At 46.2% G+C, this 22,477-nt stretch carries 27 protein-coding genes; 13 read left to right on the forward strand and 14 right to left on the reverse strand.

Features of this window, described 5'->3' with window-relative positions; genetic code table 11:
* Nucleotides 1-31: 31 nt before the first annotated feature.
* From THEBA_RS05370 to THEBA_RS05405, 9 genes are all read right to left on the reverse strand, one after another.
* Nucleotides 32-277: a F0F1 ATP synthase subunit C gene (locus THEBA_RS05370; protein WP_006492796.1), complete on the reverse strand. Its 246-nt coding sequence runs from the start codon at nucleotides 275-277 to the stop codon at nucleotides 32-34.
* A 12-nt stretch (nucleotides 278-289) separates the two neighbouring features.
* Entirely contained in the window at nucleotides 290-1,129 is an 840-nt protein-coding gene (gene atpB, locus THEBA_RS05375; RefSeq protein WP_014730761.1) for a F0F1 ATP synthase subunit A, read from the reverse strand.
* On the reverse strand, nucleotides 1,119-1,451 hold the full coding sequence (locus tag THEBA_RS05380) for a hypothetical protein (protein WP_236609213.1): 333 nt from the start codon (nucleotides 1,449-1,451) through the stop codon (nucleotides 1,119-1,121). Before THEBA_RS05380 ends, atpB begins: the two co-directional genes overlap by 11 nt.
* Nucleotides 1,405-1,686 (reverse strand): AtpZ/AtpI family protein, encoded by a 282-nt coding sequence (locus tag THEBA_RS13995; protein WP_006492801.1) that lies wholly within the window; start codon nucleotides 1,684-1,686, stop codon nucleotides 1,405-1,407. The genes THEBA_RS05380 and THEBA_RS13995 overlap by 47 nt, the downstream gene beginning before the upstream one ends.
* 18 nt (nucleotides 1,687-1,704) lie before the next feature.
* Nucleotides 1,705-4,395 (reverse strand): DNA polymerase I, encoded by a 2,691-nt coding sequence (gene polA / locus THEBA_RS05385; RefSeq protein ID WP_014730762.1) that lies wholly within the window; start codon nucleotides 4,393-4,395, stop codon nucleotides 1,705-1,707.
* Nucleotides 4,395-4,736, reverse strand: a complete 342-nt coding sequence (locus THEBA_RS05390) for a carboxymuconolactone decarboxylase family protein (protein ID WP_014730763.1) — start codon at nucleotides 4,734-4,736, stop codon at nucleotides 4,395-4,397. Before THEBA_RS05390 ends, polA begins: the two co-directional genes overlap by 1 nt.
* An 8-nt stretch (nucleotides 4,737-4,744) precedes the next feature.
* Nucleotides 4,745-5,557, reverse strand: coding sequence for a TatD family hydrolase (locus THEBA_RS05395; protein ID WP_014730764.1), 813 nt, complete (start codon nucleotides 5,555-5,557; stop codon nucleotides 4,745-4,747).
* On the reverse strand, nucleotides 5,523-6,602 hold the full coding sequence (gene ychF, locus THEBA_RS05400; protein WP_014730765.1) for a redox-regulated ATPase YchF: 1,080 nt from the start codon (nucleotides 6,600-6,602) through the stop codon (nucleotides 5,523-5,525). Before ychF ends, THEBA_RS05395 begins: the two co-directional genes overlap by 35 nt.
* Nucleotides 6,603-6,786: 184 nt before the next feature.
* Nucleotides 6,787-7,470, reverse strand: a complete 684-nt coding sequence (locus THEBA_RS05405) for a Crp/Fnr family transcriptional regulator (protein WP_014730766.1) — start codon at nucleotides 7,468-7,470, stop codon at nucleotides 6,787-6,789.
* Between the two features lie 245 nt (nucleotides 7,471-7,715).
* On the opposite strand from THEBA_RS05405, the gene THEBA_RS05410 reads away from it, so the two are divergent.
* The 5 genes from THEBA_RS05410 to THEBA_RS05430 all read left to right on the forward strand — a co-directional run bounded on the left by THEBA_RS05410 (nucleotide 7,716) and on the right by THEBA_RS05430 (nucleotide 12,820).
* Nucleotides 7,716-8,288: an HAD family hydrolase gene (locus THEBA_RS05410; protein ID WP_014730767.1), complete on the forward strand. Its 573-nt coding sequence runs from the start codon at nucleotides 7,716-7,718 to the stop codon at nucleotides 8,286-8,288.
* Between the two features lie 28 nt (nucleotides 8,289-8,316).
* A complete protein-coding gene (locus tag THEBA_RS05415) occupies nucleotides 8,317-9,657 on the forward strand; it encodes an ABC transporter substrate-binding protein (RefSeq protein ID WP_006492808.1) in 1,341 nt (446 codons plus the stop codon).
* 69 nt (nucleotides 9,658-9,726) lie between these two features.
* Complete coding sequence (locus THEBA_RS05420) at nucleotides 9,727-10,647, forward strand: carbohydrate ABC transporter permease (RefSeq protein WP_236609214.1); 921 nt, start codon at nucleotides 9,727-9,729, stop codon at nucleotides 10,645-10,647.
* Between the two features lie 11 nt (nucleotides 10,648-10,658).
* Nucleotides 10,659-11,489, forward strand: coding sequence for a carbohydrate ABC transporter permease (locus tag THEBA_RS05425; RefSeq protein ID WP_014730768.1), 831 nt, complete (start codon nucleotides 10,659-10,661; stop codon nucleotides 11,487-11,489).
* Between the two features lie 11 nt (nucleotides 11,490-11,500).
* The gene (locus THEBA_RS05430; protein ID WP_014730769.1) at nucleotides 11,501-12,820 is read left to right on the forward strand and encodes an SH3 domain-containing protein; all 1,320 of its coding nucleotides are present in this window, start codon (nucleotides 11,501-11,503) and stop codon (nucleotides 12,818-12,820) included.
* Here THEBA_RS05430 and THEBA_RS05435 read toward each other — a convergent pair.
* Nucleotides 12,800-13,396, reverse strand: coding sequence for a CYTH domain-containing protein (locus THEBA_RS05435; RefSeq protein ID WP_014730770.1), 597 nt, complete (start codon nucleotides 13,394-13,396; stop codon nucleotides 12,800-12,802). The two genes, THEBA_RS05430 and THEBA_RS05435, sit on opposite strands and share 21 nt — an antisense overlap.
* Before the next feature lie 109 nt (nucleotides 13,397-13,505).
* Between THEBA_RS05435 and THEBA_RS05440 the strand changes: the two genes are divergently transcribed.
* The 7 genes from THEBA_RS05440 to THEBA_RS05470 are packed head-to-tail and all read left to right on the forward strand — an operon-like array spanning nucleotide 13,506 to nucleotide 17,720.
* Entirely contained in the window at nucleotides 13,506-13,910 is a 405-nt protein-coding gene (locus THEBA_RS05440; RefSeq protein ID WP_014730771.1) for a DUF1292 domain-containing protein, read from the forward strand.
* 48 nt (nucleotides 13,911-13,958) lie between these two features.
* Complete coding sequence (locus THEBA_RS05445; RefSeq protein WP_014730772.1) at nucleotides 13,959-14,624, forward strand: 5'-methylthioadenosine/S-adenosylhomocysteine nucleosidase; 666 nt, start codon at nucleotides 13,959-13,961, stop codon at nucleotides 14,622-14,624.
* Between the two features lie 5 nt (nucleotides 14,625-14,629).
* Entirely contained in the window at nucleotides 14,630-14,968 is a 339-nt protein-coding gene (locus tag THEBA_RS05450) for a histidine triad nucleotide-binding protein (RefSeq protein WP_014730773.1), read from the forward strand.
* Nucleotides 14,965-15,573, forward strand: coding sequence for a class I SAM-dependent methyltransferase (locus THEBA_RS05455; protein WP_014730774.1), 609 nt, complete (start codon nucleotides 14,965-14,967; stop codon nucleotides 15,571-15,573). Before THEBA_RS05450 ends, THEBA_RS05455 begins: the two co-directional genes overlap by 4 nt.
* On the forward strand, nucleotides 15,554-16,267 hold the full coding sequence (locus THEBA_RS05460; RefSeq protein WP_014730775.1) for an ABC transporter ATP-binding protein: 714 nt from the start codon (nucleotides 15,554-15,556) through the stop codon (nucleotides 16,265-16,267). Before THEBA_RS05455 ends, THEBA_RS05460 begins: the two co-directional genes overlap by 20 nt.
* Entirely contained in the window at nucleotides 16,261-17,049 is a 789-nt protein-coding gene (locus tag THEBA_RS05465) for an energy-coupling factor ABC transporter ATP-binding protein (RefSeq protein WP_014730776.1), read from the forward strand. The genes THEBA_RS05460 and THEBA_RS05465 overlap by 7 nt, the downstream gene beginning before the upstream one ends.
* Nucleotides 17,043-17,720, forward strand: coding sequence for a DUF554 domain-containing protein (locus THEBA_RS05470; protein ID WP_014730777.1), 678 nt, complete (start codon nucleotides 17,043-17,045; stop codon nucleotides 17,718-17,720). The genes THEBA_RS05465 and THEBA_RS05470 overlap by 7 nt, the downstream gene beginning before the upstream one ends.
* Here the strand turns inward: THEBA_RS05470 and THEBA_RS05475 are convergent.
* The 4 genes from THEBA_RS05475 to THEBA_RS05490 are packed head-to-tail and all read right to left on the reverse strand — an operon-like array spanning nucleotide 17,713 to nucleotide 20,815.
* The gene (locus THEBA_RS05475; protein ID WP_014730778.1) at nucleotides 17,713-18,564 is read right to left on the reverse strand and encodes a thiamine pyrophosphate-dependent enzyme; all 852 of its coding nucleotides are present in this window, start codon (nucleotides 18,562-18,564) and stop codon (nucleotides 17,713-17,715) included. The two genes, THEBA_RS05470 and THEBA_RS05475, sit on opposite strands and share 8 nt — an antisense overlap.
* Entirely contained in the window at nucleotides 18,561-20,231 is a 1,671-nt protein-coding gene (locus tag THEBA_RS05480; RefSeq protein ID WP_014730779.1) for a 2-oxoacid:acceptor oxidoreductase subunit alpha, read from the reverse strand. Before THEBA_RS05480 ends, THEBA_RS05475 begins: the two co-directional genes overlap by 4 nt.
* A gap of 53 nt (nucleotides 20,232-20,284) precedes the next feature.
* Nucleotides 20,285-20,443 carry a rubredoxin gene (gene rd / locus THEBA_RS05485; protein WP_014730780.1) on the reverse strand — a complete coding sequence of 53 codons (159 nt, stop codon included), beginning with the start codon at nucleotides 20,441-20,443 and terminating at the stop codon, nucleotides 20,285-20,287.
* A gap of 18 nt (nucleotides 20,444-20,461) precedes the next feature.
* Nucleotides 20,462-20,815: a class II SORL domain-containing protein gene (locus tag THEBA_RS05490; protein ID WP_014730781.1), complete on the reverse strand. Its 354-nt coding sequence runs from the start codon at nucleotides 20,813-20,815 to the stop codon at nucleotides 20,462-20,464.
* 249 nt (nucleotides 20,816-21,064) lie between these two features.
* Here THEBA_RS05490 and THEBA_RS05495 point away from each other — a divergent pair, with 249 nt between their 5' ends.
* A complete protein-coding gene (locus THEBA_RS05495) occupies nucleotides 21,065-22,159 on the forward strand; it encodes a M24 family metallopeptidase (protein WP_014730782.1) in 1,095 nt (364 codons plus the stop codon).
* The last annotated feature ends 318 nt before the right edge of the window (nucleotides 22,160-22,477 follow it).

A 22,477-nucleotide genomic window follows, 5' to 3' on the forward strand; every position in this document is an offset into this window, starting at 1 on the left:
TTATCACCCCTCCTCTAGTCAGGGGAAGATTTCACACTACCAGGAGAATCATAAACGCAATAACGAGCGAATAAATGCCGGTAGTCTCTGCAATCGCGTCTGCGAGAATCATTCTTGTTGTCAGGGTTCCTATCATTTCAGGTTGTCGCGCCATTGCTTCCATCGCACTCGCACCGACTCTACCTTCACCGATTCCCGGTCCGATAGCCCCAATACCCATCGCAAGTCCAGCGCCAATAAACTTTCCCATCATCATCAAGCCTTCACCAATATCCACAGTAAAACCTCCTTACTCTATTAATGAGCTAATATATGCAATTGCGAGTATTGTAAATATCAACGCCTGTATCGCCCCGAAGAAAAGCCCGAATATTCCCCACAGAGCTGCCGGCAAAACAAAGTATTTGACAAGGTAACCAAGAATCAGTACTAGAATTGCCCCTCCCATTATGTTCCCGAAGAGCCTGAGCGCATGAGAAATCGGTTTTGCGATTTCACCGATTATGTTTATCGGAAACATCCACCAAATGGGTTCGAAGAAACTTTTGACCCAGCTCTTCAGACCCTTGACTCTTATTGCGTACACATGACTCATGACGAACACGAATAAAGCGAGCATGAGATTCATGTTGAGGTCCGATGTAGGAGCATACCACGTATCGGCGAGGATCGTGAATGTGACCCCTCCGTTTTCCGTAGGGAAGGCATTTATTCCAGGGAAACTGCCGATAATATTCGAGACCAGAATGAAAAGGAAAAGTGAGGCCGCAATATCGAAGATCGGCCTGACGTATTCCTTTCTAGTCACTGAATCCTTCACAAGATCGTAAACGTATTCGAGGAGAGACTCGAGAAGACTCTGTTTCTTACCCGGGATAATCTTGAAGACCTTCACTCTTGTTACCATAAATATTATCAGACCCATTACTACCCAGGTCATGATTATCGTTAAGGGGTTTACCCTGCTGAGAGGACCTTCTCCAAAGGGAAGCTGATAGATCCATCGCTGACCAACGCCCTCAAGCTGGAACTTGTAGTCTGTGACAACCATATATATGAGAACGGCGATATATCCTCCAGAAATAACTCCGAGGAATATCTTGTCGGATTTAGTGAGATTAAGATTCACAGAGCCACCTCCCAAAGGCTATTGCTGCGATTTTAAGATTCATGATTCCGAGAAAACTTCCTAAGAAGAACCCGGGTGAAACTGTAGATGCAGTTGCAAAACAAATGCCATAGAAGGCGTATCTTACGAGGAAACCGGTCGGGGCTCTCTTTTTCTCGGTTATCATGATATGTGCATCGTAATTTATCAGCAGCAGAGCTAGCAAGGAAAATGCAGTTCCGTAAAAGACACCCAGTTCAGAACCGGGAAGCGGTATAAAGGCAAGGATACCGCTTTCAACTATTGCCAGGGCTGCCAGTATTGTCGCTGTTTTTATCATCATTGTCCTTGTCTCTATCATATCGTTCTGCCTCTTTCAATAGATATCTTATTCCATTATATATGCCCGAGAAGGCTCCGAAAAGTAGGAAAAAAGAAATCCATACCTTACCCATTCCGAGGAACCTATACAGTAGGTATCCTATACCCCCCGAAACCACTATGTTCGCGATCACAATAACTGCAAACTGATAAAGCGTTGACAGCGCCGTCCAGTTTATTTTGTTTTTCTCATTCAAAGGGGTGACGTCTCCCTTTCAGCACCAGTAATCACCTACAGAGATTTCAATATCCAGGGGAACGCTCAGTTCTACAACCTCAGACATTCCCTCCTTAAGAATCTCTTTCAGCTTTTCAATCTCCTTCTCTGGAGCTTCATAGACCATTTCATCGTGTACCTGGAGAATAGCAAAGCTTTCCATTTCTTTTTCTTTCAGCAGGTTATAGATCTTTATCATGGCCATCTTCATTATGTCAGCAGCCGTTCCCTGAATGGGCGTATTGATAGCTATTCTCTCGCCTTCCTGGATTACGTTTCTATTCTTAGTCTTAAACTGAGGGATCTCCCGCTTTCTGCCAAACATCGTCCTCACAAAGCACTTTTCTTTGGCCTCAGAAATTGTGTCCCTAATGAAGGCCCTTACCTCAGGAAAGGCTTTGAAATAATTCGAAATCATCTCTTCGGCAACATTTGTGGGAATCCTTAGTCTGCTTGCCAGTCCGTAGGAAGAGATTCCGTATATTATAGAGAAGTTTATCATCTTCCCTATTCTTCTCTGCTCTTCACTTACTTCGCTTTCTTTAATTCCGTAAAGATTTGATGCCGTTAAACTGTGTACATCTTTGTCGTTTTTAAAAGCGTCAAGAAGCTGCTTGTCCTGGCTTAGGTGTGCGAGAATCCTAAGTTCGATCTGGGAGTAATCTGCGCTCACAATCTTCCAGCCCTTCTTCTGAGGAATGACGCATTTCCTGATTTCTTTTCCCTCTTCGTCCCTAATGGGTAGATTCTGCATATTTGGGTTGCTGCTTGACAGTCTTCCCGTCCCCGTTCCCGTCTGGTGATAGCTGGTGTGAATTCTTCCTGTCACTTTGTTGACGAGTTCGGGAAGCGAGTCCAGGTAAGTCGATTTCAGCTTCTGGTACTTCCTATAATCGAGGAGCTTCTGCACCGCAGGATGTTCATCTGCGATTTCTTCCAAAGCGTCGGCGCTCGTCGAGTAGGAGCCACCCTTCGTTTTTTTTGAAGGTGTGAGGCCAAGTCTTTCAAAGAGAACCTTCCCAACCTGTGAAGGGGAGTTGGGATTGAACTGCTCTCCCGTAAGGTCAAACAACTCCTCGAGGATTTTATCGAGAATCTTTCCGTACTTCTCTGAAAGGTTTTTGAGCGAAGGAACGTCGAAGTAAACACCATTTAGTTCGAGGTCGGCAAGCACCGGAATTAGTGCCAGTTCGACCTTTCTAAATATCTCTTCAAGTTCCTGTTCATATATCTTTTTTCTAAGAACCGAAGAAAGCCTGAGCGAAATATCCGCGTCCTCCACCGAATAGCGTGCAGCCTCTTCCAGAGGTACCTTGGTGAAATCATCGCCCAGTTGATTTTTCTTCATTAGATCCTCGAATTTTATCGTTTTGTACCCGAGGAATTTCATCGCTAGCTCATCGAGATTGAACCTCTTTGCATCTGGAGAAAGGAGATAAGCAGCCAGCATCGTGTCAAAGTCGGGAACAACTGGATGGATACCGTTGACTGCTAAGACAGAATAATCGAATTTCAAATTCTGCCCGATTATCTTAGTCGATCTATCTTCAAGAAGCTTCTTAAGATTTTTCAGGACATAGTCTCGGTCTGCCTGCCACCCGTCAGACTCGTGTGCAATCGGAATGTAGTAACCGGACCCCTCATCGATGGAAATCGAGACTCCTACGATCTTCGCGCAATGAGGATCGAGAGAGGAAGTCTCAAGATCTATTGCAAATATTGGGTTGGAAACCAGTTTCTCGAAAAGCCTCTCGAGTTCATTTTCGCTCTTGACTAGTCTGTATCCATCTATCTCTGCAAAAGAATCATCGGCCTTATCGGTTAGGTTGAATTCATTCATCATAGATGAGAATTCGAGTTTTAGGAAGATCTTTCGCAAATCGTTCTTTCTGAAACCCTCATACTTTATGTCGTCGAGCTCTATGTTCAGATCCTCATTGTCAAGTAGCTTTACAAGCTCCATCGAAAGTTCAAGCGAGCTTCTGCCGTCTATCAACTTCTTTCTCAGTCCAGGGCTGAGTTTCCTGATGTTTGCATAGATTCCTTCGATGTCACCGTATTCTTTGAGAAGCTTCTGGGCGGTCTTTATTCCGATTCCTGGAACACCGGGTATGTTATCCGACGAATCCCCTGCGAGAGATAGAAGAGCATGGAGCCTTTCCGGTTCCAGTTCATACCTGGACAAGACCTTCTCTCTGTCGTAGAGATCGAGATCCGTAAGACCCGTAACGAATCGCAATATGTGAACCTTGTCGTCCACCAGCTGAAGAAGGTCCTTATCGCCAGTTATTACAAGTACTTCGTCTACTTTATCACGGTACTTCTTCGCAGCCGTTGCGACGATATCGTCGGCTTCGATTCCGGCTATCGAAAGAAACTTTATGCCGAAGGCCTCGACAAGTTCCGGTACGTCCTTAAGTTGTGCGACAAGGGCATCTGGCATAGCTTCCCGAGTTGCCTTGTATGATTCGTAAGCCACATGACGCTTCGTCAATTCTTTGCGGTCAAAAGCGAAGATAGCATAGTCTCCATTCTTCATTCTCTCTCGAGTGAATTTCGACAACATCCTCGCCGTTCCAAAGAGAGCGTTAGTTGGTTCACCTTTGGAGTTTGTAAGAGTTACATCTATCCCGTAGTAACCACGGTAGAAGATTGCAGTTCCATCAAAGAGATAAAGTTTCCCGGGCATTACTCTGCCTCCAATTCGTCGAGAAGCTCAACGGCCCTCCTGAAGTGAGGAATAACTATCGAACCCCCGACTATCAAAGCTACGTTGAGCGCTTCCATTATCTCTTCTCTACTGGATCCTGTTGCCTTGCATTGAATTATGTGATAAGCAATACAATCGTCACACCTGAGAACGGCCGAAGCCACAAGGCCCATCAACTCTTTAGTTTTCGAATCCAGTGCACCATCCTCGTATACAGCACCGTCCAGCGAGAAGAAACGCTTCGTATCTATGTTACCAGTTTCAATGATTCTCTTGTTCATCCTTTCTCGAAAACTTCTGAAATCTTCAAGTCTTCCCATATTTCCTCCTAAAGTGAGATAGAGAATAGTCTCAATGCGTTGTTTAAGAGGTTTTCCGAACAGCTGATCGGCGAAATTCCTTTCTGATTCGCAATCTCCTTTATGACATAGCCAACGTAATAGGGCTCGTTTCGTTTGCCTCTGAATGGGACCGGCGGAAGATAAGGACAGTCGGTTTCACAAACGAGTCTGTCAAGAGAGATTTGCCTAACTACCTCTCTGAGCCCTTCATTCTTTTTATACGTTAACGGCCCGCCGATTCCGAGAAAGAATCCCATCTGCACGAACTTTCTCGCATGCTCCAGGTCAGCGGAAAAGGCGTGTATTACTCCCTTGAAGTGTCCAAATTCCTTGAGTATTTCGTAAGCTTCCGAGTAGGCCTCCCGAACGTGTACCACTACAGGAAGATCCAGTCTGGCCGCCAACTCAAGCTGTTCTTTGAAGGCTCTTACCTGATCTTCAACAGGAGAAAGATTCCTGAAGAAATCAAGTCCTATCTCGCCAACAGCAACGCCTTTATCATTCAGAAGCAAAGTCTCTAATTTGATAAGACCCTCTTTATCAAGCCCGCTGCTGTCATGAGGATGAACTCCGGCAGAGAAGAAAGCATTCCTCAGTCCTTCAACGGTTCTGAAGGCCCTTTCGGAGTCATCTACATTTGTTCCGATCTCAACTAGAAGAGATACCTCTTCATCTTCAATCTGCCTGATTACTCTATCTCTATCTGAATCAAACTGAGGAAAGGAGATGTGTGCGTGAGTGTCGACAAGCTTTAGAGAGGAGAAATCAGGCGTTGGCTCTGACATGAAAGATGTCACCATCCTTCACGATCTCCTCCTTGCCGACGATCTTAACCATGCCTTTTGCCTTTGCCTCCTGCATGCTCCCTACCGTCATGAACTCATCATATGGTATCACTTCTGCCCTGATGAAACTCCTCTCCAGATCCGTGTGTATCTTCCCCGCAGCAGCCTTTGCCGGAGTATTTTTCTTTATTGTCCATGCCCTTACTTCATCTTCGCCGACTGTCAAGAAGGAAATCAAACCCATATGCTCATAGACAACTCTCGATAACCTCTCAATTCCGCTTTCAAAGATTCCAAGCTCTTCCATGAAAATCTCCCTGTCCTCCTCGGATAGTTCCATAAGTTCTGACTCTATCTTTCCCGAGAGTTCAATGTGCGCGAAGTTTCTTTCACTTATCCTTTGAAGAAGGGTCTCACGTTCGGGGTAATCATTAGCGGAGAACTGATCCTCATCAAGGTTGATGGCGACGATTATCGGCTTCGCTGTGAAGAGGGCAAGCGAACCGAGGAGTTTCAAATCATCCTCAGCAAGTTCAAGTTGCGATGCGAAACTGTTCTCGTCGAAGCCCTTCTCGATGAGGTGGAGAAGCTCAGTCTCCCTTTCTTCGTCGGCAGATAGCTTTCGTTTCTTCTTCGCTTCTTCAAGTCTTAAGAGTCTGCCCTCTACTACTTCCATGTCTCTTACGAGAAGCTCGGTCTCAATCGTCTCCAATTGCTTGACGGGAGTGTAGGCTCCGGTAGGCCAAGGAACTGATGTGTCTTTGAAGGCTCGGACAACGGCCATAACGGCCTCTGAATTCTGAATAAACTGGAGAATACGATTCTTCTCCTTCTGATTTGCCGCAAGATCGTAACCGGGGATATCGGTGAATGACACTGTTGCATATACTGTCTTTTTTGGATTGAAGATTTTCGAAAGTTCATCTACTCTTCTGTCGTGTACTTTCGCAACGGCCGTATGAGCCTCGTTCTTGTGACTGGAATGGGGTTCGACACCAGTTAGGAGGGTGAACAGCGTGCTTTTCCCGCTCAACGGTAGACCAAAGATGCCTATCTCCATAACAACGCCTCCTTTTGACAAATCTATATTATCAGAATAGGGGCTGCAATGGGAAGCCAGATTAAAACAAGTGAGGGAAGATAAGGGTCCTGTAAAGTCTCTTCACCCATGAAATAGATTCACTGCAGAACGCCGTAGTGAAATTAAACACTGCTCAAATGTAGCTTGGAATTGAAAAAAGGGGCTACACTGTGTGACCGCTTATCCTCTTCAGGGCGGCTCTGTCCAGAATCCTTATCTGTCTTCCGTCCTGCTTGATTAGCCCCTGCGCAACAAACTCAGAGAAGACCCTTGACAGGGAGGGTCTGGCCACTCCAAGAGCGCCAGCAAGCTCTTCCTTCGTAGTCTTCAATTCGAACTCATCTCCCAGATCGTCACTTTGTCTGAGAAGAAAGTTTGCCAACCTTTGATTCAGAGTGTTCAAAGAGAGCATCCACACCTTTTCTGCCAGAGTAGTCAGTCTGTCTCCCATATCCCTTAGCAGGTTTCTCAAAAAGACCTCATACTCCTTACAAAGCCAGAGAATCCCGTCTCTTTCGATGTAGAGAATCGCACTTTTCGCCGTAGAGACGATATCCACGGGAAGATGATTCTCTGTAGCGAAGAGAAAGCCGGAAGCAAGTATAGACGGAGCCTCCATTGTTTCAATCGTAATGACCTTGCCGGAAAAATCCTGCATTTGTGCCTTTGTCTGTCCTTGAAGAAGGACAAGCATTTCATCACAGACTGAGTTCTGTTCTTCGATAAGTTCTCCGGGAAGGAAGAAACTGATCCTGTGCTTCACATTTTCGAAGATCCTTTCTAGTTCGCCAACCCTAATTCCTCCAAATAAAGTGCATCTTCCAAGATTGAAAATTAAAGGATTCAATAGACACCCCCGTGAAACGTCGATTCATTTTGATTATAACCAGATTAGTTGTTTTTTGGTGTTCGGTTTGTTGTTTTCGAGGAGTGTAAGTCTTAAGCGCTTGATTTTGGCATCCTTTAAATAGTATGATATTTTTAGTATACTTTGATATCTTCTTTAGGAGTTGTTGCGGGTCAGCATTTTAGCTAATCTCAAGTTTTTGAGTCCGCAGCTTGTACTCTTGTAAAGACATAATGGAGGCAATCTTGAGACTTTTCATATTCGATGTGGGTGGGGTTGTTGCAGAAAATACAAGTGTGGTTCCGTCGATAAGCGGCTTTCTCGGTATCTCGAAAGAGGAGTTTGTGGAGATTGCGGAAATGGATAATCTCCTTGCTTTGCAGACGGGAAGAATCACGGTAGAGGAATTCGTTTACGTTTTCTCTCGAAAGCTCGGTAGACCGGTCCCGGGGAAAATCTGGGACATGTTTTTCAAACCGACTCCAATGGAGGAGACCGTCAGAATAATCGAGAGACTTCGAAGAAAATACAGGGTGGTTGCCGGCACAAATACAATCGAGTCACACTACGAAATACACAAGTCGCGGGGCGACTACGAAGTCTTCGACAGGGTATATGCATCACATTTGATCGGATATGCAAAACCAGACAAGGCATTTTACAGTCATATCCTTCGTGAAGAGAATTGCTGCGCAGAAGAAGCTTTCTTCACGGATGACACGAGAAAAAACGTTAAGGCCGCTGCCGAACTAGGAATTGTTTCTTATCATTTTACTGATTCAACAGCTTTAGAAAAAAGACTCAGAGAATACCTTTGAGTAACTTCACATCGAAAGGGGTGTTACTATGAAAAGGCTTGGCGTAATTCTTCTAGTATTGCTAATGCTCGCGGTACCGATTTCTGCGCTTGGAAAGACCACCATCACCTGGTGGATCAACCCTTGGAGAATCGCACCTCCTGGCTTCCCGTCCGATAAGGCCCCAACGGAGGAGGACTTCCCGAAGTGGGCCGCTGAGGAGTTCATGAGACTTCATCCAGACGTTGAAGTCAAGTATGTCGTTGTTGGAAACACCGAATACTCTCAGAAAATGGCTGCGGCCATTGCGACTGGGACCCAGCCTGACATCTTTAAGGGCCCCGTTTGGGATACCAGATGGGTCGAAGCGGGACTTCTGGAACCTATCGACGACTACCTTACCGAAGAAGACCTTGCAGACTTCTATGAACTCGCTCTTGATGCAGGTTATGTCGATGGCAAGCATTACATCTGGCCGTGGAATCTCGGAACAAACGGTATGGGAACGAGCATGCTTCTCTACACTCCAGACTTCGAAAAGGCCGGGGTCGATTGGCGCAAGATCGTTGAAGAAGGCTGGACTATGGAGGAGTTTGTGGAGATTGCGAAGAAGCTGACATGGGACTCCGATGGAGATGGAAAGATCGATCACTATGCGATCAGCTTTGGAGCACAGGATACCCACAACCTCATGAATTTCATCTACGCACATGGTGCAAAGCTTATCAACGAAGATGAAAGTAAGGTCATCTTCAACTCACCAGAGGCAGTTGCCGGACTTCAGTTCCTTCTCGATCTGGTCGAAGTTCACGGAGTTGCACCTAGCGGAGTCGAGGCTATGGGTGTTTACGACGTAATTGGGAACTTTCACTCTCACAGAACCAGTATAGGTTTTGGCGGTCCTTACGAAATTGGAAGAATCACACGTTATGTAAAATCCGGCCAGCTTGCCGAAGCCTTCTACCCGGTGATTGCTCCGTTCCCTCATCTCGAAGGACATAAGGGCGTATCTTATGCATCTGCCAGTGGATTTGTCGTCTTCAAACAGAAGGATGAGGCAAAGAAGGAAGCCGTTATGGAGTTCGCTAGATTCCTGACGAACAAGGAAAACACCGCTCTTTTGGAAAGCCTTATATATCTCACTGCAAGAAAGTCTGTAAATGCCATGCTCTTCCAGAATGATGCTTACTTGAACGAGCAGGCTCAGACATTCGCAAGGATAATGGACGAGACTGGAATGGAGTTCTTTGGATCACAGAGCTTCCCTTGGTCTGAGATATCCAAGTTCTTCACCAGCGCAATGCAGGGGGCTTTCGGAAAGACTAAGACAGCGCAGGAGGCCCTCGATGGCTTTGTAACCGAAGCCAACCGGGCACTCTCTTACTATTGATTCTAATCAAATGAGTTGAAGGGAACAGCCTCTGCCCCAAGGGCCCGGGGCTGTTCCCATTTAATCGGGGTGGTCGATTTGGAGCAAATTCCAGTTAAACCAATAAAACGAAAGACTACGTTGAAAGACGTGTGGAAGGGCAGATCGGGATATCTCTTCATACTTCCGCACTTTGCCCTCTTTGCGATATTCTTCCTTGTACCGGTTGGTTGGGGGATGTACCTGAGTATGTTTAAGTACAATGTCTTTTCTCAGACATTTGTCTGGTTCGACAACTACAAACGTATTCTCAGCGACTGGCTGTTTCTAAAATCCCTGAAAAACACCTTTATATACACTTTTGGAGTGGTTCCACTGTGGTTAGGAAAGGCCTTGCTTGTCACGGTTCTCATTTACCCGTTTAGAAAGAGCATCCAAACATTTTTCAAAGCAGCCTTTTATCTACCCCACGTCACTTCTACGGTCATTGTTTCCATGATTTGGCTTTGGGTTTTCAATCCTAACTTCGGACTACTCAACTATTTTATGTCTTTGCTCGGTCTGGAACCAGTAGTATGGCTTGGAAGGTCCTTGACGGCAATGCCGTCCCTAATAATGATGCAGGTCATCATGGGTGGGGGTTCGACAATAGTGCTCCTCTCTGCGGCCATGGCATCGATACCAGAGTATTATTTTGAAGCTGCAACGCTTGAAGGGGCCAGTTCCTGGGCGATCTTCAGAAAGATTACCTTACCTCTCTTGAAACCGACTATTCTCTACTCTCTCGTAATGGGTACAATAGCGAATTTCCAGACCTTCTCGAACATATACATTATGACGAGTGGCGGACCGGAATTCTCCACCACGACCGTTGCCTATTTGATTTACGAGACCGCCTTTAAGAACTATAATCTCGGCCTTGCTTCTGCAATGTCGATGGTTATGTTTGCGATACTGGTAGTTCTTGGAATAATCCAGTTCAAGTGGCTCGGCTCAAATGTGGAGTATTGAGGTGATCGGCTGTGAAAGCGAAGACTAAGACTAACATAAAAAAGATAATTTCGCTGGTTATTTTGGCGGTGCTTGCATCACTTGCCTTCATTCCACTTTACTGGATGGTTGCAACGGCTTTTACGCAACCTTCACTGACTATGAAGTTTCCACCAGATATCATCCCTAAGAATCCAACTCTTCAGAATTTCAAGGATCTCTTCGAGAGAAAAATAATTTTTAGATGGACTCTAAATAGTTTTATTGTTGCCGGAACGGTTACTCTTGCTCAGATTTTCGTCTGTGCAATGGCAGGCTACGCTCTCGCGAAGAAGAAATTCCCTGGAAGCAAGGTGATATTCTCGATATATATCGCATCGATGATGATACCAACCCAGGTAACCCTTGTGCCCCTGTACATCTTGATATCGAAAATGGGGATGGTGGACACTTATCAGGCGCTGATTCTGCCCGCTATTGCCGCGCCTTTTGGAGTCTTCCTTATGAGACAGTTCATGGTATCTGTACCCACAGAGATTATCGAAGCGGCAAGAATTGACGGCGCAAGCGAGTTCAAAACCTTTGCGAAGATCATTGTCCCGATTTCTAAACCGGCTATGGCTGTTCTAGGAATATTCACATTCATGGGACAGTGGAACAGCTTCTTGTGGCCACTTATAGTTACGAACACCTCCGAGATGCGAACCCTTCAGGCCGGTCTTTCTCTTCTCCAGGAGCAGGTACCGATGCAGTATTCATACCTTATGGCAAGCGCTACATACTCGGCCATACCGATGATCATAGTTTTCCTTGCCTTCCAAAAGTATTTCTTGAAAGGGATAACGGTAGGAGCGATAAAGTGAAGGAGTGGGCCATGGAAAAGTATATTGCGACACCTGAAGGAGTGTTACCAGAAAAGCAAGAGTCTGATTACTGGTGTAGAAGAATGGAAAACCCGGACGCAGTTTGGATGTTGAAGGACGAGATAGAATCCTTCAACAGCGCAATAATTCTACGAGCTAGAGAGGCCGGGAAATTAGAATTTGCTTGCAGTTTGGAAGACTGTCCATCTTCGGTTCCTTTCGAGGAAGTTAGGAGATCGATTAACGATACGATTCCCGAAACCTTCTTCCAAAGATCTCTTCTCACCTCGGAAGGAGACAAAGTTCCGGCCGAGATTCGAAACGACATCATTGATAATGCAACCGCTATCTTAAATCAGGATATGGCCGTGAGATTCGGTTTGGTGACTCAGAGAACGAATCTCAGGGTTCTCCCAACCGATCTTATTTCGTGTGATGAGTACATAGATAACGATATGCTCCAGTTAACGGCCGTGAGTATCGGGACTCCATTTGCACTCCTTGCCCGAAGCAGGGATATGTCATGGCTCTTTGTTCAGACTCCCTTTTACAGGGGATGGATCAAGGCAAACGATACAGCAACAGCCAAGAAAAGAGGAGCTGTTATGTCCTTCATGAAAGCTTCTCCATTCCTCCTCGCAACGGGCAACAGGGTGGAGATCGAACCAGATCCCTTTGCTATAAACTCTCTCGGGCTCATTCTGCAGATGGGTGACAGGCTGCCTCTTGAGAAGCCTACGGAGAACGAAAACCTTCATGCTCAGGGTCCATTCTCCTGTTTCACTGTTTCAGTTCCGTACAGAGACAGGCTCGGTTTGCTCGGCTTTAGGAAAGCACTCGTTAGAATGAGCGAAGACGTCCGAATTGGCGATCTAGATTTAACAGGAAGAGCAATCCTGGATCAGGCCTTCAAAATGCTCGGAGAGAGATATGGCTGGGGTGACCTCTATAACAGGAGGGATTGTTCGAGATTCGTTCGAGACATCTATGCAAGCTTCGGAATCTTTTTACCGCGAGATGCCTGGGCGCAGGAACGGTTTGGATCAAGCAACAAAGTAGTCTTCGAGGGCGATGCTGAACATAGAAAGTCTCAGTTGTCCTCTTTGAGGCCGGGTAATCCTTTGTATATGCCTGGACATACTCTGATCTACCTCGGGGAGGAGAATGGAAGTTTCTTTGCGATTCATGACGGGGCGGGCTACCGGGATTCAAAGGGCAAAAAGGTTTCCGTGCACGGTGTCTTTGTGGTCGATCTATCGGTCCGAACTATGAACAGCGATAAGAGCTATCTGGAGCAGCTTACGACGGCGCTAAGAATCGATTCCGCCTGAATCTCCATAAATTGGCTGAAGAAGTCTACGGAACTCGCTGATCTGGTGATCGGAGATCGATTCGATTCTCTCCGGGATTATTCCCGCTATGCTGTTGATTGATACAGAGATCGATCTCGCAGTATATGACCGATTTTCGGTAACTTCTTCAAAAGAGTCACGGGGAAGCGGCCAGTAGTTCCAGGGATCGGGCAGTACTGTTTCCGGATCAGAGGTTTCAACTTCGAGAACGTAACCGATACGCGGTAGAAAATACCAGTCGACGACACCTTCAATTTCATTTCTCTTGTAAACATGCCTCGACTTCATAACGGCCCTTGAGACCCTCAGTTCCTTTCTCATTTGAATTATCAGTGAAAGATCGACTCTTTTCTCGATCTCTTCCCTGATGAGGCCTGATCCCGATTTCAAGGTCTGAACCACATAAATATCTGATTCATCGACACTGATCCTTATCCGACGCCTATCAGGAGGGTTGAGGTACCACTGAACTATCAGCAGATGCCTTGTGGCCTCTTCTATTACCTCTTCCGGAATCTTCGTTTTGAAAAGAAACTTCCTTTCGATTTCGAGCAATGCCCTCACACTCCAGAAACAGTGTATATCAATACATTCGCATCGGCAAGTTGCGTCTTCTTCGGTCCTGTGTTAGTATGTACCGAATAGTGACAAACGGAGGTTTATGATGGAAGAGAAAAAGGAACTTGAATTTCACGTTTCTGAAGAATGCAACGATCCAAACTGCGATCACGACCACGATCTAGTTAGTGATGTAGACAGATTTACAGTCACGGACGAAGACGGAAGTGAACACCACTTCACTGTAATAGCTGAATTCGAGAACAACGACAATACTTACTGGGTAGTTGAGGAGTTTTTCGAGGAGGACGACGAGGAAGCCGATGAAGAGGAAGATGACGCTTCCGAAGATGAAGAAGAGGAAGGTTATATAGTTTTCAGGGTCGAGTACGACGAGAACGAAAACCCTTACCTTTACTCCGTCGAAGACGAGGAGTTTGAAGAGGTTTCCAAAGCCTGGAACAAACTCGTCGAAGAGATGATAGCAGAGGATGACGAAGAAGAAGAATAGGGGACCTGAGGTCCCCTTTTTGTTATAATCCTCTATGGAGGTGTTGACATGATTCTTGCTCTCGGCGTCTTTCTTCCAGAAGTAAAACCTGTAATGGACAGTATGCTCGTGCTGGAGTCAGGAGAGATACTTGGCAGACACTTTTGCAGAGGAGTTATTGGTAACAATGAAGTCGTTGCCTGTGGTGGTTTCGTTGGAAAGGTCGAGTCTTCGATGCTCACTCAGAGATTGATTGATCGCTTCAATCCTAGGTTGGCCGTTCTCTCTTCATGCGCGGCCGGAATCGATGAATCAGTGCAGATAGGCGATGTTGTTGTAGGTACCGAGTTCGAGGAATATGACACAATCTTCCCTCTTAGCGAAGGTAAGATGGTAATGAAAGCGCCCGACACGCTTCTTATGAGGTTCCTCAAGATCTACTTCAAGGCAGGAAAATTCGGGAAAATCCTTTCGGGTGACGGAGTAGTCGCAAGTGCCTCGGTTAGAGACGAAATACACTCTTTCCATGGAGGTATAGCCCTTGATATGGATTCTGCGCCGTTCGCAAAGACCGCTTACGAGAATAAATGTAGTTATCTTGTAATAAAAACAATTCTAGATATGGCAGATGAGAATTCAAAGAGGGATTTCGATAGGCATTTCTCTGAACTTGCGGGAAGGTCATCTGAACTACTAGTCGAAATAATGAAGAATCACTATATAGACAGGGAGTGAGAAAGGTGGACTGCATATTTTGCAAGATTGCCAGTGGAGAAATCAAGAGTAGTTTCGTGGGGGAAAATGACTGGTTTGTTGCCTTTGACGACATAAATCCCGTTGCTCCCACTCATGTTCTGGTGGTGCCTCGCAAACATGTGAAGAGTCTTGAAGAGCTGGCAAAGTATGACACAGAATGCATGAGAAGCTTTTTTGAGCTCGTAGAACAGATAGTCGAACTGAAGGGCATAAAGACGAGCGGTTACAGGCTAATCGTCAACCAGGGCAGTGATTCCGGACAGGAAGTAGAGCATCTTCACTTTCACATACTCGGAGGAAGAAAGCTGGGAAGACTTGGATGAAGGAAGACTTTCAACATTACTACACAGATCAGACCGAACCGCCGAAAAGCATCCGGTCCGTTTATCTTCGCCTTAGAAACGGCCATTCTTACACATTCAAAAGTCCCGAGGGAGTGTTTGCCTTTGGGAAGGCGGATAGAGCCTCACTCCTGCTAATAGAGAACTGCATTCTTGAAGGTCAGGAGAGCATTCTCGATCTGGGTTGCGGTTACGGCGCGGTAGGCATCACACTCAAGCTGGAACATCCAGATCTGAAGCTCCACATGAGCGATGTCAATACCAGAGCCTTGACCTTTTCGAAAATCAATGCGAGAGATCACAATATTCTAGCGGACATTCGCAAAGGCGACCTCTTCTCTCCCTGGGAAAAGACAAGCTTTGATTCCATTCTTTCAAATCCCCCGATAGCTGCCGGTAAGGCAGTGTGGCAAAGGATGATAACTGAGGCTCCTGAGTTTCTAAATGAGGGAGGCTCACTTCAGATAGTGGCGTACCATAACAAGGGTGGTTCAAGACTTGAAGCGATAATGAGAGAAACATTTGGAAACGTCATAACTGCGACAAAATCCGGCGGTGTTAGGGTCTATGTCTCCAGAAAGTTCTGATGCCATTCTCCTTCTGGAAAACTTAACTGTCAAAGTGGGCGACGAAGAGATACTCTCGAGGTTCAGCCTCGATGTTGGGCCGGGCGAACGCATAGCTCTGCTCGGCAAGAACGGCTCCGGAAAGACTACTTTGCTAAGGGTTGTAGCCGGTTTGAAAAAACTTGAATCGGGAAGAAGAATGTTAAACGGAAGAATTGGAATGGTCTTTCAGAATCCCGACACGGTGCTCTTCGGTACTACTGTTCGGGAGAATCTCTTCTTTCCTCTTCGCTTGCTTTCAATTTCTATGGAAGAGTCGCGTAGAAGGATAGAGCTCTTCGTCACTGAATTCGGCTTCTCAAATATCGTAGATAGGGACATACTGACGCTCTCCGGAGGACAGCGTCAACTGGTTTCGCTTGCGGCCGCTCTCATATCTGAGCCCTCTCTTCTTCTGCTGGATGAACCGTTATCGATGCTGGACCGGCATGATAGAGACATGATTTTACGGACTCTTGAAGAGGTTATTCCGCAGAGGACGTCGATGCTCTTTGCAACTAACAGGTTTTCCGAAGTCCTGAACTGTGAAAGATTCATAATTCTGGGAAGAAAGGGAAAACTCTTCGATGGGGGTTATAGAGAGCTCAGGAATTCCTTTACCGTGTTCGAGGAGTCGGGGATGTCGATCCCCTTCGAGATTGCTGTCTCATGCTGACTGTTAAAGAAGTTTCCTTTGCCTACAAAGGTCATGGAAACGGGAGTCAAGTTTCCGCCTTGAAGAGGGTCACTTTTGATATTGCGGATGGTTCCTTTGTCATATTGACGGGAAGGACCGGGTCCGGTAAATCTACTCTTCTTCAGCTTCTTTGCGGATTGATTGAACCTGACGGTGGAGAAATTCACTGCGGAGACGGAGATCTCTCTTCGAAAAGTGCAATGATCTTCCAGTACCCCGAGGACTGTTTCTTCAATCCTACGGTAATTGAAGAGTTGGAGTTCGGGCTTAAGACTGCCGGAAAGAAAGGCTCGGAGAGACTGAATGGGATCACCGAAGTAATTGGCTTCGACCTTCAGAAGTTCGGTTCGAGAACTCCCTTTTCACTTTCGGGGGGTGAGCAGAGGCTTCTTGCCATTGCTTCTATGGCCGTGCTTGACAAAGCGATTCTTCTCCTTGATGAACCGACCTCAGGACTGGACGATACAGCCGTGCAACGGGTAAGAAAACTCCTCCTATCTGAGTCCAGGTTAGGTAAGACAATAGTTGTCTCCACACACTGGCCTGCAGAGTTCATGGATATGGCGACCCATGTCATGAATCTAGAAGACGGCAGCCTTGAATATTTCGTTACAGTAGAAGAATATGTCGAAAGCAATCTTCATAATAAGCAGCTTGAAGAGAAGGAGAAGTATCTGTTAGACTACTACAAACGCTTCAAGACTTTTCCCGACAATGATGAAGAGCTGATCGAATTCGCCAGGAGAGAAAAGAAATGCTGAATATATCTGTCATTGTAAACACAGTTGCCGTAATTATAGGTTCTATACTTGGATTGCTCGGCGGAAGACTTCTCAAGGACCGTTATAGAAAGGTTTTCTTCAGTGTCATTGGAATTCTTACTATGGGTCTAGGAATAGAGATGTTTCTAGATACTAACAGCGTTCTCGTTGTTCTTGGAAGTCTTATCATCGGTGGGGCACTGGGAGAAGCTCTTGATATTGAGGAAAAGATCGGCAGGCTTGCCGGAAACAAACGCGATGACGAGAACTTCGTGAAAGGATTCATTACGGCATCAGTCCTTTTCGTTGCGGGACCAATGACCGTAATAGGGTCTCTGAAGGCCGGCCTTTCCGGTGAAAACGAACTTATATTCATCAAGTCGTTGATGGATGGAATTTCCTCTATGATGCTATCCGCAGCGCTAGGTGAGGGTGTACTTCTTTCAGCAGCAGCTGTGTATCTCGTGCAGGGAGGACTCGTCTCTCTTGCAGGAGTGCTTTCCTTCCTCCAGGATCCGCTGTATCTAGGGGACTTTTCTGGAGTGGGCGGTATGATGCTTCTTGCATTGGGAATCAGGCTACTTGAAATAAAAGAAATCAGGGTCGGCAACTTCCTTCCGGCCCTGATACTATCTCCTGTTCTAACCTGGGTCTCTCTTCTCTTTACCTGAAGGCCTCTAACTCACTGGAAACATCGATCGACGATCTCTCTTTTAAAAGGATTACACCCTTCTTCAGAACTGGATGAAGCTCATGATATGTCGGCTTCTCGTTAAGGTACAGGATTCCCATAGGTATCTTTTCGTCCCATTCTAGCGCCTTTTCAAAGGCCTTAACTTTGTCCTTAGGATCGTAACTCGCATCTTTCTCATGGACATCGTAAAGCCTGTCTTTGTAGTACTTGAAAGTGTTTACCTTGTTGAACGTAACGCATGGCTGCATTATATCGACCACGGAGAAGCCTTTGTGTTTTATCGCAGCCGAAACCACTTTTCGAAAGTGATCCTTGTCTCCGATGAAGGTCCTTCCTACAAAGGCAGCGTCCATAGTAATAGCCAGCGCAAGGGGATTCAGCGGTTCATTAATCACGCCCTGTAGCTGAGAACTTGTCTTCTGTCCCTTTCTCGTTGTTGGAGAGCCCTGTCCCTTGGTAAGCCCGTAAATCTGATTATCGTGGATCAAAACGGTGACATCAAAATTCCTTCTAATGCCGTGGATAAAATGGTTGCCGCCCTCTCCATACATGTCGCCATCACCGGATTCCGCAATCACGGTGAGTTCGGGATTAACAGCCTTTATCGCGAAAGCGACTGGAAGGCTTCTACCGTGGAGACCGTTGAAGAAGTTAATATCCAGATAATGAGGCATCTTAGCGGCCTGCCCAATACCAGTCACCATAATGAAGTGAGATTTATCGACACCGATCTCCTCCAGGGTACTGGCGAGATTCATTCTGAGGGGAAAGTTCCCGCATCCCGGACACCATGCAGGTTCAACTTCTCTTAGATAACTCATATCATCCCCTCCTTCTTCAAAGATTTCTCTATCCAGTTTGCGCTTATAGGGCGACCGTCATATCGACCTACATGGTCGATCTGCAGACCGGTCACCGATCTCAGTAGGGTAGCGAACTGGCCTGTGTAATTTCCCTCGATGGAGCAGAGCTTCTTCCCTTCCAGTTCTTCCCTTATAGATTGGTCGATCGGAAAGACCTCGGAATAGTGTACGTAGCCGACATCCTTTCTGGACATTGCGAACTCGTCTATTGCGCCCCAGCTGTCTCCCCAACCAACGAGAACAAGAGGCGCATCCAGGTTGAACTTCGCGGGTGCGGACAACTCGCCCAGCAACCCCTCCATCTTTTTCATCCTCTTATCGACCATTTTACTTCTGATCTCTAGATCTTCAGTAATGTATCCTGCCTCATCATGCTCGTCGGAATCGACTCTTACAGTAGCTTTTCCTCCGGGTATCGCTCTTGGGGAAATGCCGTTCTCCGTAATTTCGTATCTGCGATATTCCTCATTTCCTTCTGTGATAAATCTCTGAAGGAACTCCTCTTTGTGAATGGGAGCCTCTATTGTGGCCGAGGAATCTACTAGCGATTCAGTGAGAAGAATAATCGAAGGAATCTGATATTTATCGGCAATATAGAAAGCCTTTTCCGTAAGCTCGAATGTCTCTTTTGGTGTGCGCGGCGAGACCACATATTTTGGAAACTCTCCATGACCTGCATTTACTACAAAAAGAAGATCTTCCTGCGCCGTTCTTGTGGGAAGGCCGGTCGCCGGTGCGGGCCGCTGAGCGTCTACCATGACAAGTGGGGTCTCGGTCATTGCGGCCAGAGACACACCCTCCTGCATCAGTGCAAAACCGCCTCCTGATGTTGTTACAAGAGAACGTGCACCTGCAAAGGCGCCTCCTATAACCATATTCACTGCGGCAATCTCATCTTCTGCCTGTTCAACTACAATTCTATGTCTTTCGGCGTTGGACGCAAGGAAGGTCATCACACCGGTACCAGGGGTCATTGGATAGGCCGCCAGGAATTTACATCCCGCAGCGATTGCACCGAGACCGGTGCCTTCTGTTCCATTCATGAGGTAGTAATTATGCTCCTGTACATCGAGCGGGGGAATCTCGATTGACAACGAAAGATCGTAACCTCTCTTCAGCGCTTCGAGATTGGCCTTAATTATCTCCTCTTTTCCGGAGAAGGTCTCTTCTATCAGTTTCGAGGGTATCTCCCTCTTGACTTTGAAAAGACCGAGAATTCCACCCAATGCTACTACGTTTTGGGCTCTTGGCTCTCCCGCGTCTTTGGCTATTGATCTGAAAGGAAAATTCAAAGCTTTGACTTCAAAATCAAAATCCTTCGAGTTTACGTGATTGGAATCAGAATCGTATATCAAGGTCGTTCCATCGTGGAAGTACTGGAGCTGTGAGATAGTCGTACTTTTGCTTAGAGAGACTATAAGATCGAACTCCTGTCTCATCGAGTAAAGCGGAGAGTCTGAAACCCGAATTCGGTACACGTACTCGCCGCCTCTGATCCTTGAATGATAACTCTTGTCGGTGAAGATACAATACCCATTTCTGAAGAGACTTAGCGCAAGCATATCCCCAATCGTATTAAGCCCTTGACCTGCTTCACCGGAAAGGGCTATTACATAGTCTTTCACATTAACACCTCCGTTGAGGTAAAGAAAGGCGGGAGTGATTCTCCCGCCTCATTTCAGTCAATTGGTTCAAAATCGTCTTTACTGGCTCCACATAGCGGACAAACCCAATCCTCTGGAACATCCTCAAAAGTGGTCCCGGGATCTACACCGTTGTCAGGGTCTCCAATTTCAGGATCATAAATGTAACCACAGATAGTGCATCTGTACTTCATCTTGCCACCCCTCCTTCATCAGAACTCAACTCTCTTACTGCTCTCCCAGAGACCGTGAATGTTGCAGTAAGAGGTAGCGATCAACGAACCTGACTTCTCCAGTTTCACATTGAATACTGCCGTGGGCTGCGTATTAACTGGAGTGAACTCGATGTGGCCAAGATGAATCAAGAACTGGCCATCGTCGTACATTACGTACAGATCAAACCACTTGATGTGATGCTCGATAGTATTTGGATGTGAAATCTCCTTACCGACCGTTATCTGGACATTAAACGCCTCTCCCGGCTTGACCGAATCGGGAATCTCAATTACCGGCACATGTTTCTCGCTTTTCCAGTCAGCACTCTTCACATACTCGCCAATTGCCATTAAATCCCCTCCTCTATTTAAAGCTGAACACAAAAAGAACAATCATTGCAGAGCTGCTCTGAACAACACCTACAGAAATCACAGTAATTATACCATATCACTAAGAATTGAAGTCTATTTGTAATCTTTCCAAATCCCTTAGAAGTATTGTTGATGCCTATCTCAAAAGAATATTCACGATATGCTTTCTTTTATGGATTTTTCATTGCCTCTGATAGAATAGGGTAAGGGAATGCTGGAGGGGTTTGTTTGACAAGACATGACACAGTCAAAGCATATATCGACGAAGCCTCTGTGGAAGCCGTATTGTTTACGAGGAATTCCAATATACAGTGGTTCTTCGAAGGTGAGGTCGAACCAAGAATAGACACCTCTACTGACATGGGTGCATTTTGGCTTTTGATAACCAGCTCGATGGTCATTGCTCTCTGCCCAAATTACGACGTCCACAGAATTAGAGACGAGATCCTTCCCAAAGACGTGGAGGTTTTGGGCTTTGATGGATTTTCGAATTCCGTCGAATCTGCAGGAAGGCTCTGCGATAAGTTTTCGAAAGTTGCCGTCGATAGCGATCTCTTCTTTCCCTCTTCGAGCTATGTTTCTATTGGCAGGGACTTCTATGAAAAGACACAACTTCTAAGTGAAAGAGAGATCTTGCGCTTGAGAGTCACTGGAAAACTTACAGAAAACATCATTTGTGAATTTGCGCCTGAACTGCAACCGGGAATGACCGAACTGGAAGTCGAGAAGGTCCTAAGGGCGATATTTATCGAGTCGGGACTTGAAGTACCGACTCTTTGCATCGCATCGGATGAAAGGATCTCGAAGTCACCCTATCCAGTCTCCACTGTAAAGAAGATCAGCAGATATCTCATGCTAAGGGCAACAATCAGAAAACAGGGTCTTTCAGTTTCGTTGAGCAGATACTTTCACTTCGGAGCTATTCCACAGGAGATTGAGCAGAGGCACGAGAGGGCTTCAGGAATTGCTGCAAAGGGAGCTGTCGCGATAATGAGAGCAAGAACTATGGGCGAAGTCTATGAAGAGATAAAGAATGCTTATGCTTCTCTCAATGCTGCAAATGAGATAGCGTATTACAGTCCGGGAGGTACAACTGGTTATACGCAGAACACCTTTCTTTTCGCTCCCGATTCCCAAATTACGATGAAACATCCCGCCACATATGTGCTTAATCCCCTTATTGGGGGTCTTTTGAGTGAAGACACTGTACTTCTTAATTCCGATGGGAACGCGGAATTCCTCACGCTCGGTGAAGACTTCCCGAAAGTAAAAGTCAGACTTGAAAGCTTCAGAGTTCACAGACCCTGGATCATGATCATTTAGCTCACTCCACGAGAAACGTCTCCAGTACTTCAGGACAGGACCGTGAGAAAAGAACGGTTCTTCGTTCCGATGATTCGCGTTCAGGTTCTTGTCAAAAAAAGATGCAAGACGGCAGAGGTAAGAGGCTTGAAGAGATGAGATCCCGCGCAGTTTGCCTGAACAGAACCTTTTCAGGTCGGGCTCAACGGGATGATCCTGAACAGAGACCCCAAACAAGTACATATTGGGGCAAGCTTCAGGGCAAGCTCCGTGAAATGACAACGAATGCTTGTTCCGAAAGCGTCTAAATCCGACAGCTGAACTTGTTTCAGCATCACG

The organism is Mesotoga prima MesG1.Ag.4.2 (assembly GCF_000147715.2).
Lineage (GTDB): Bacteria > Thermotogota > Thermotogae > Petrotogales > Kosmotogaceae > Mesotoga > Mesotoga prima.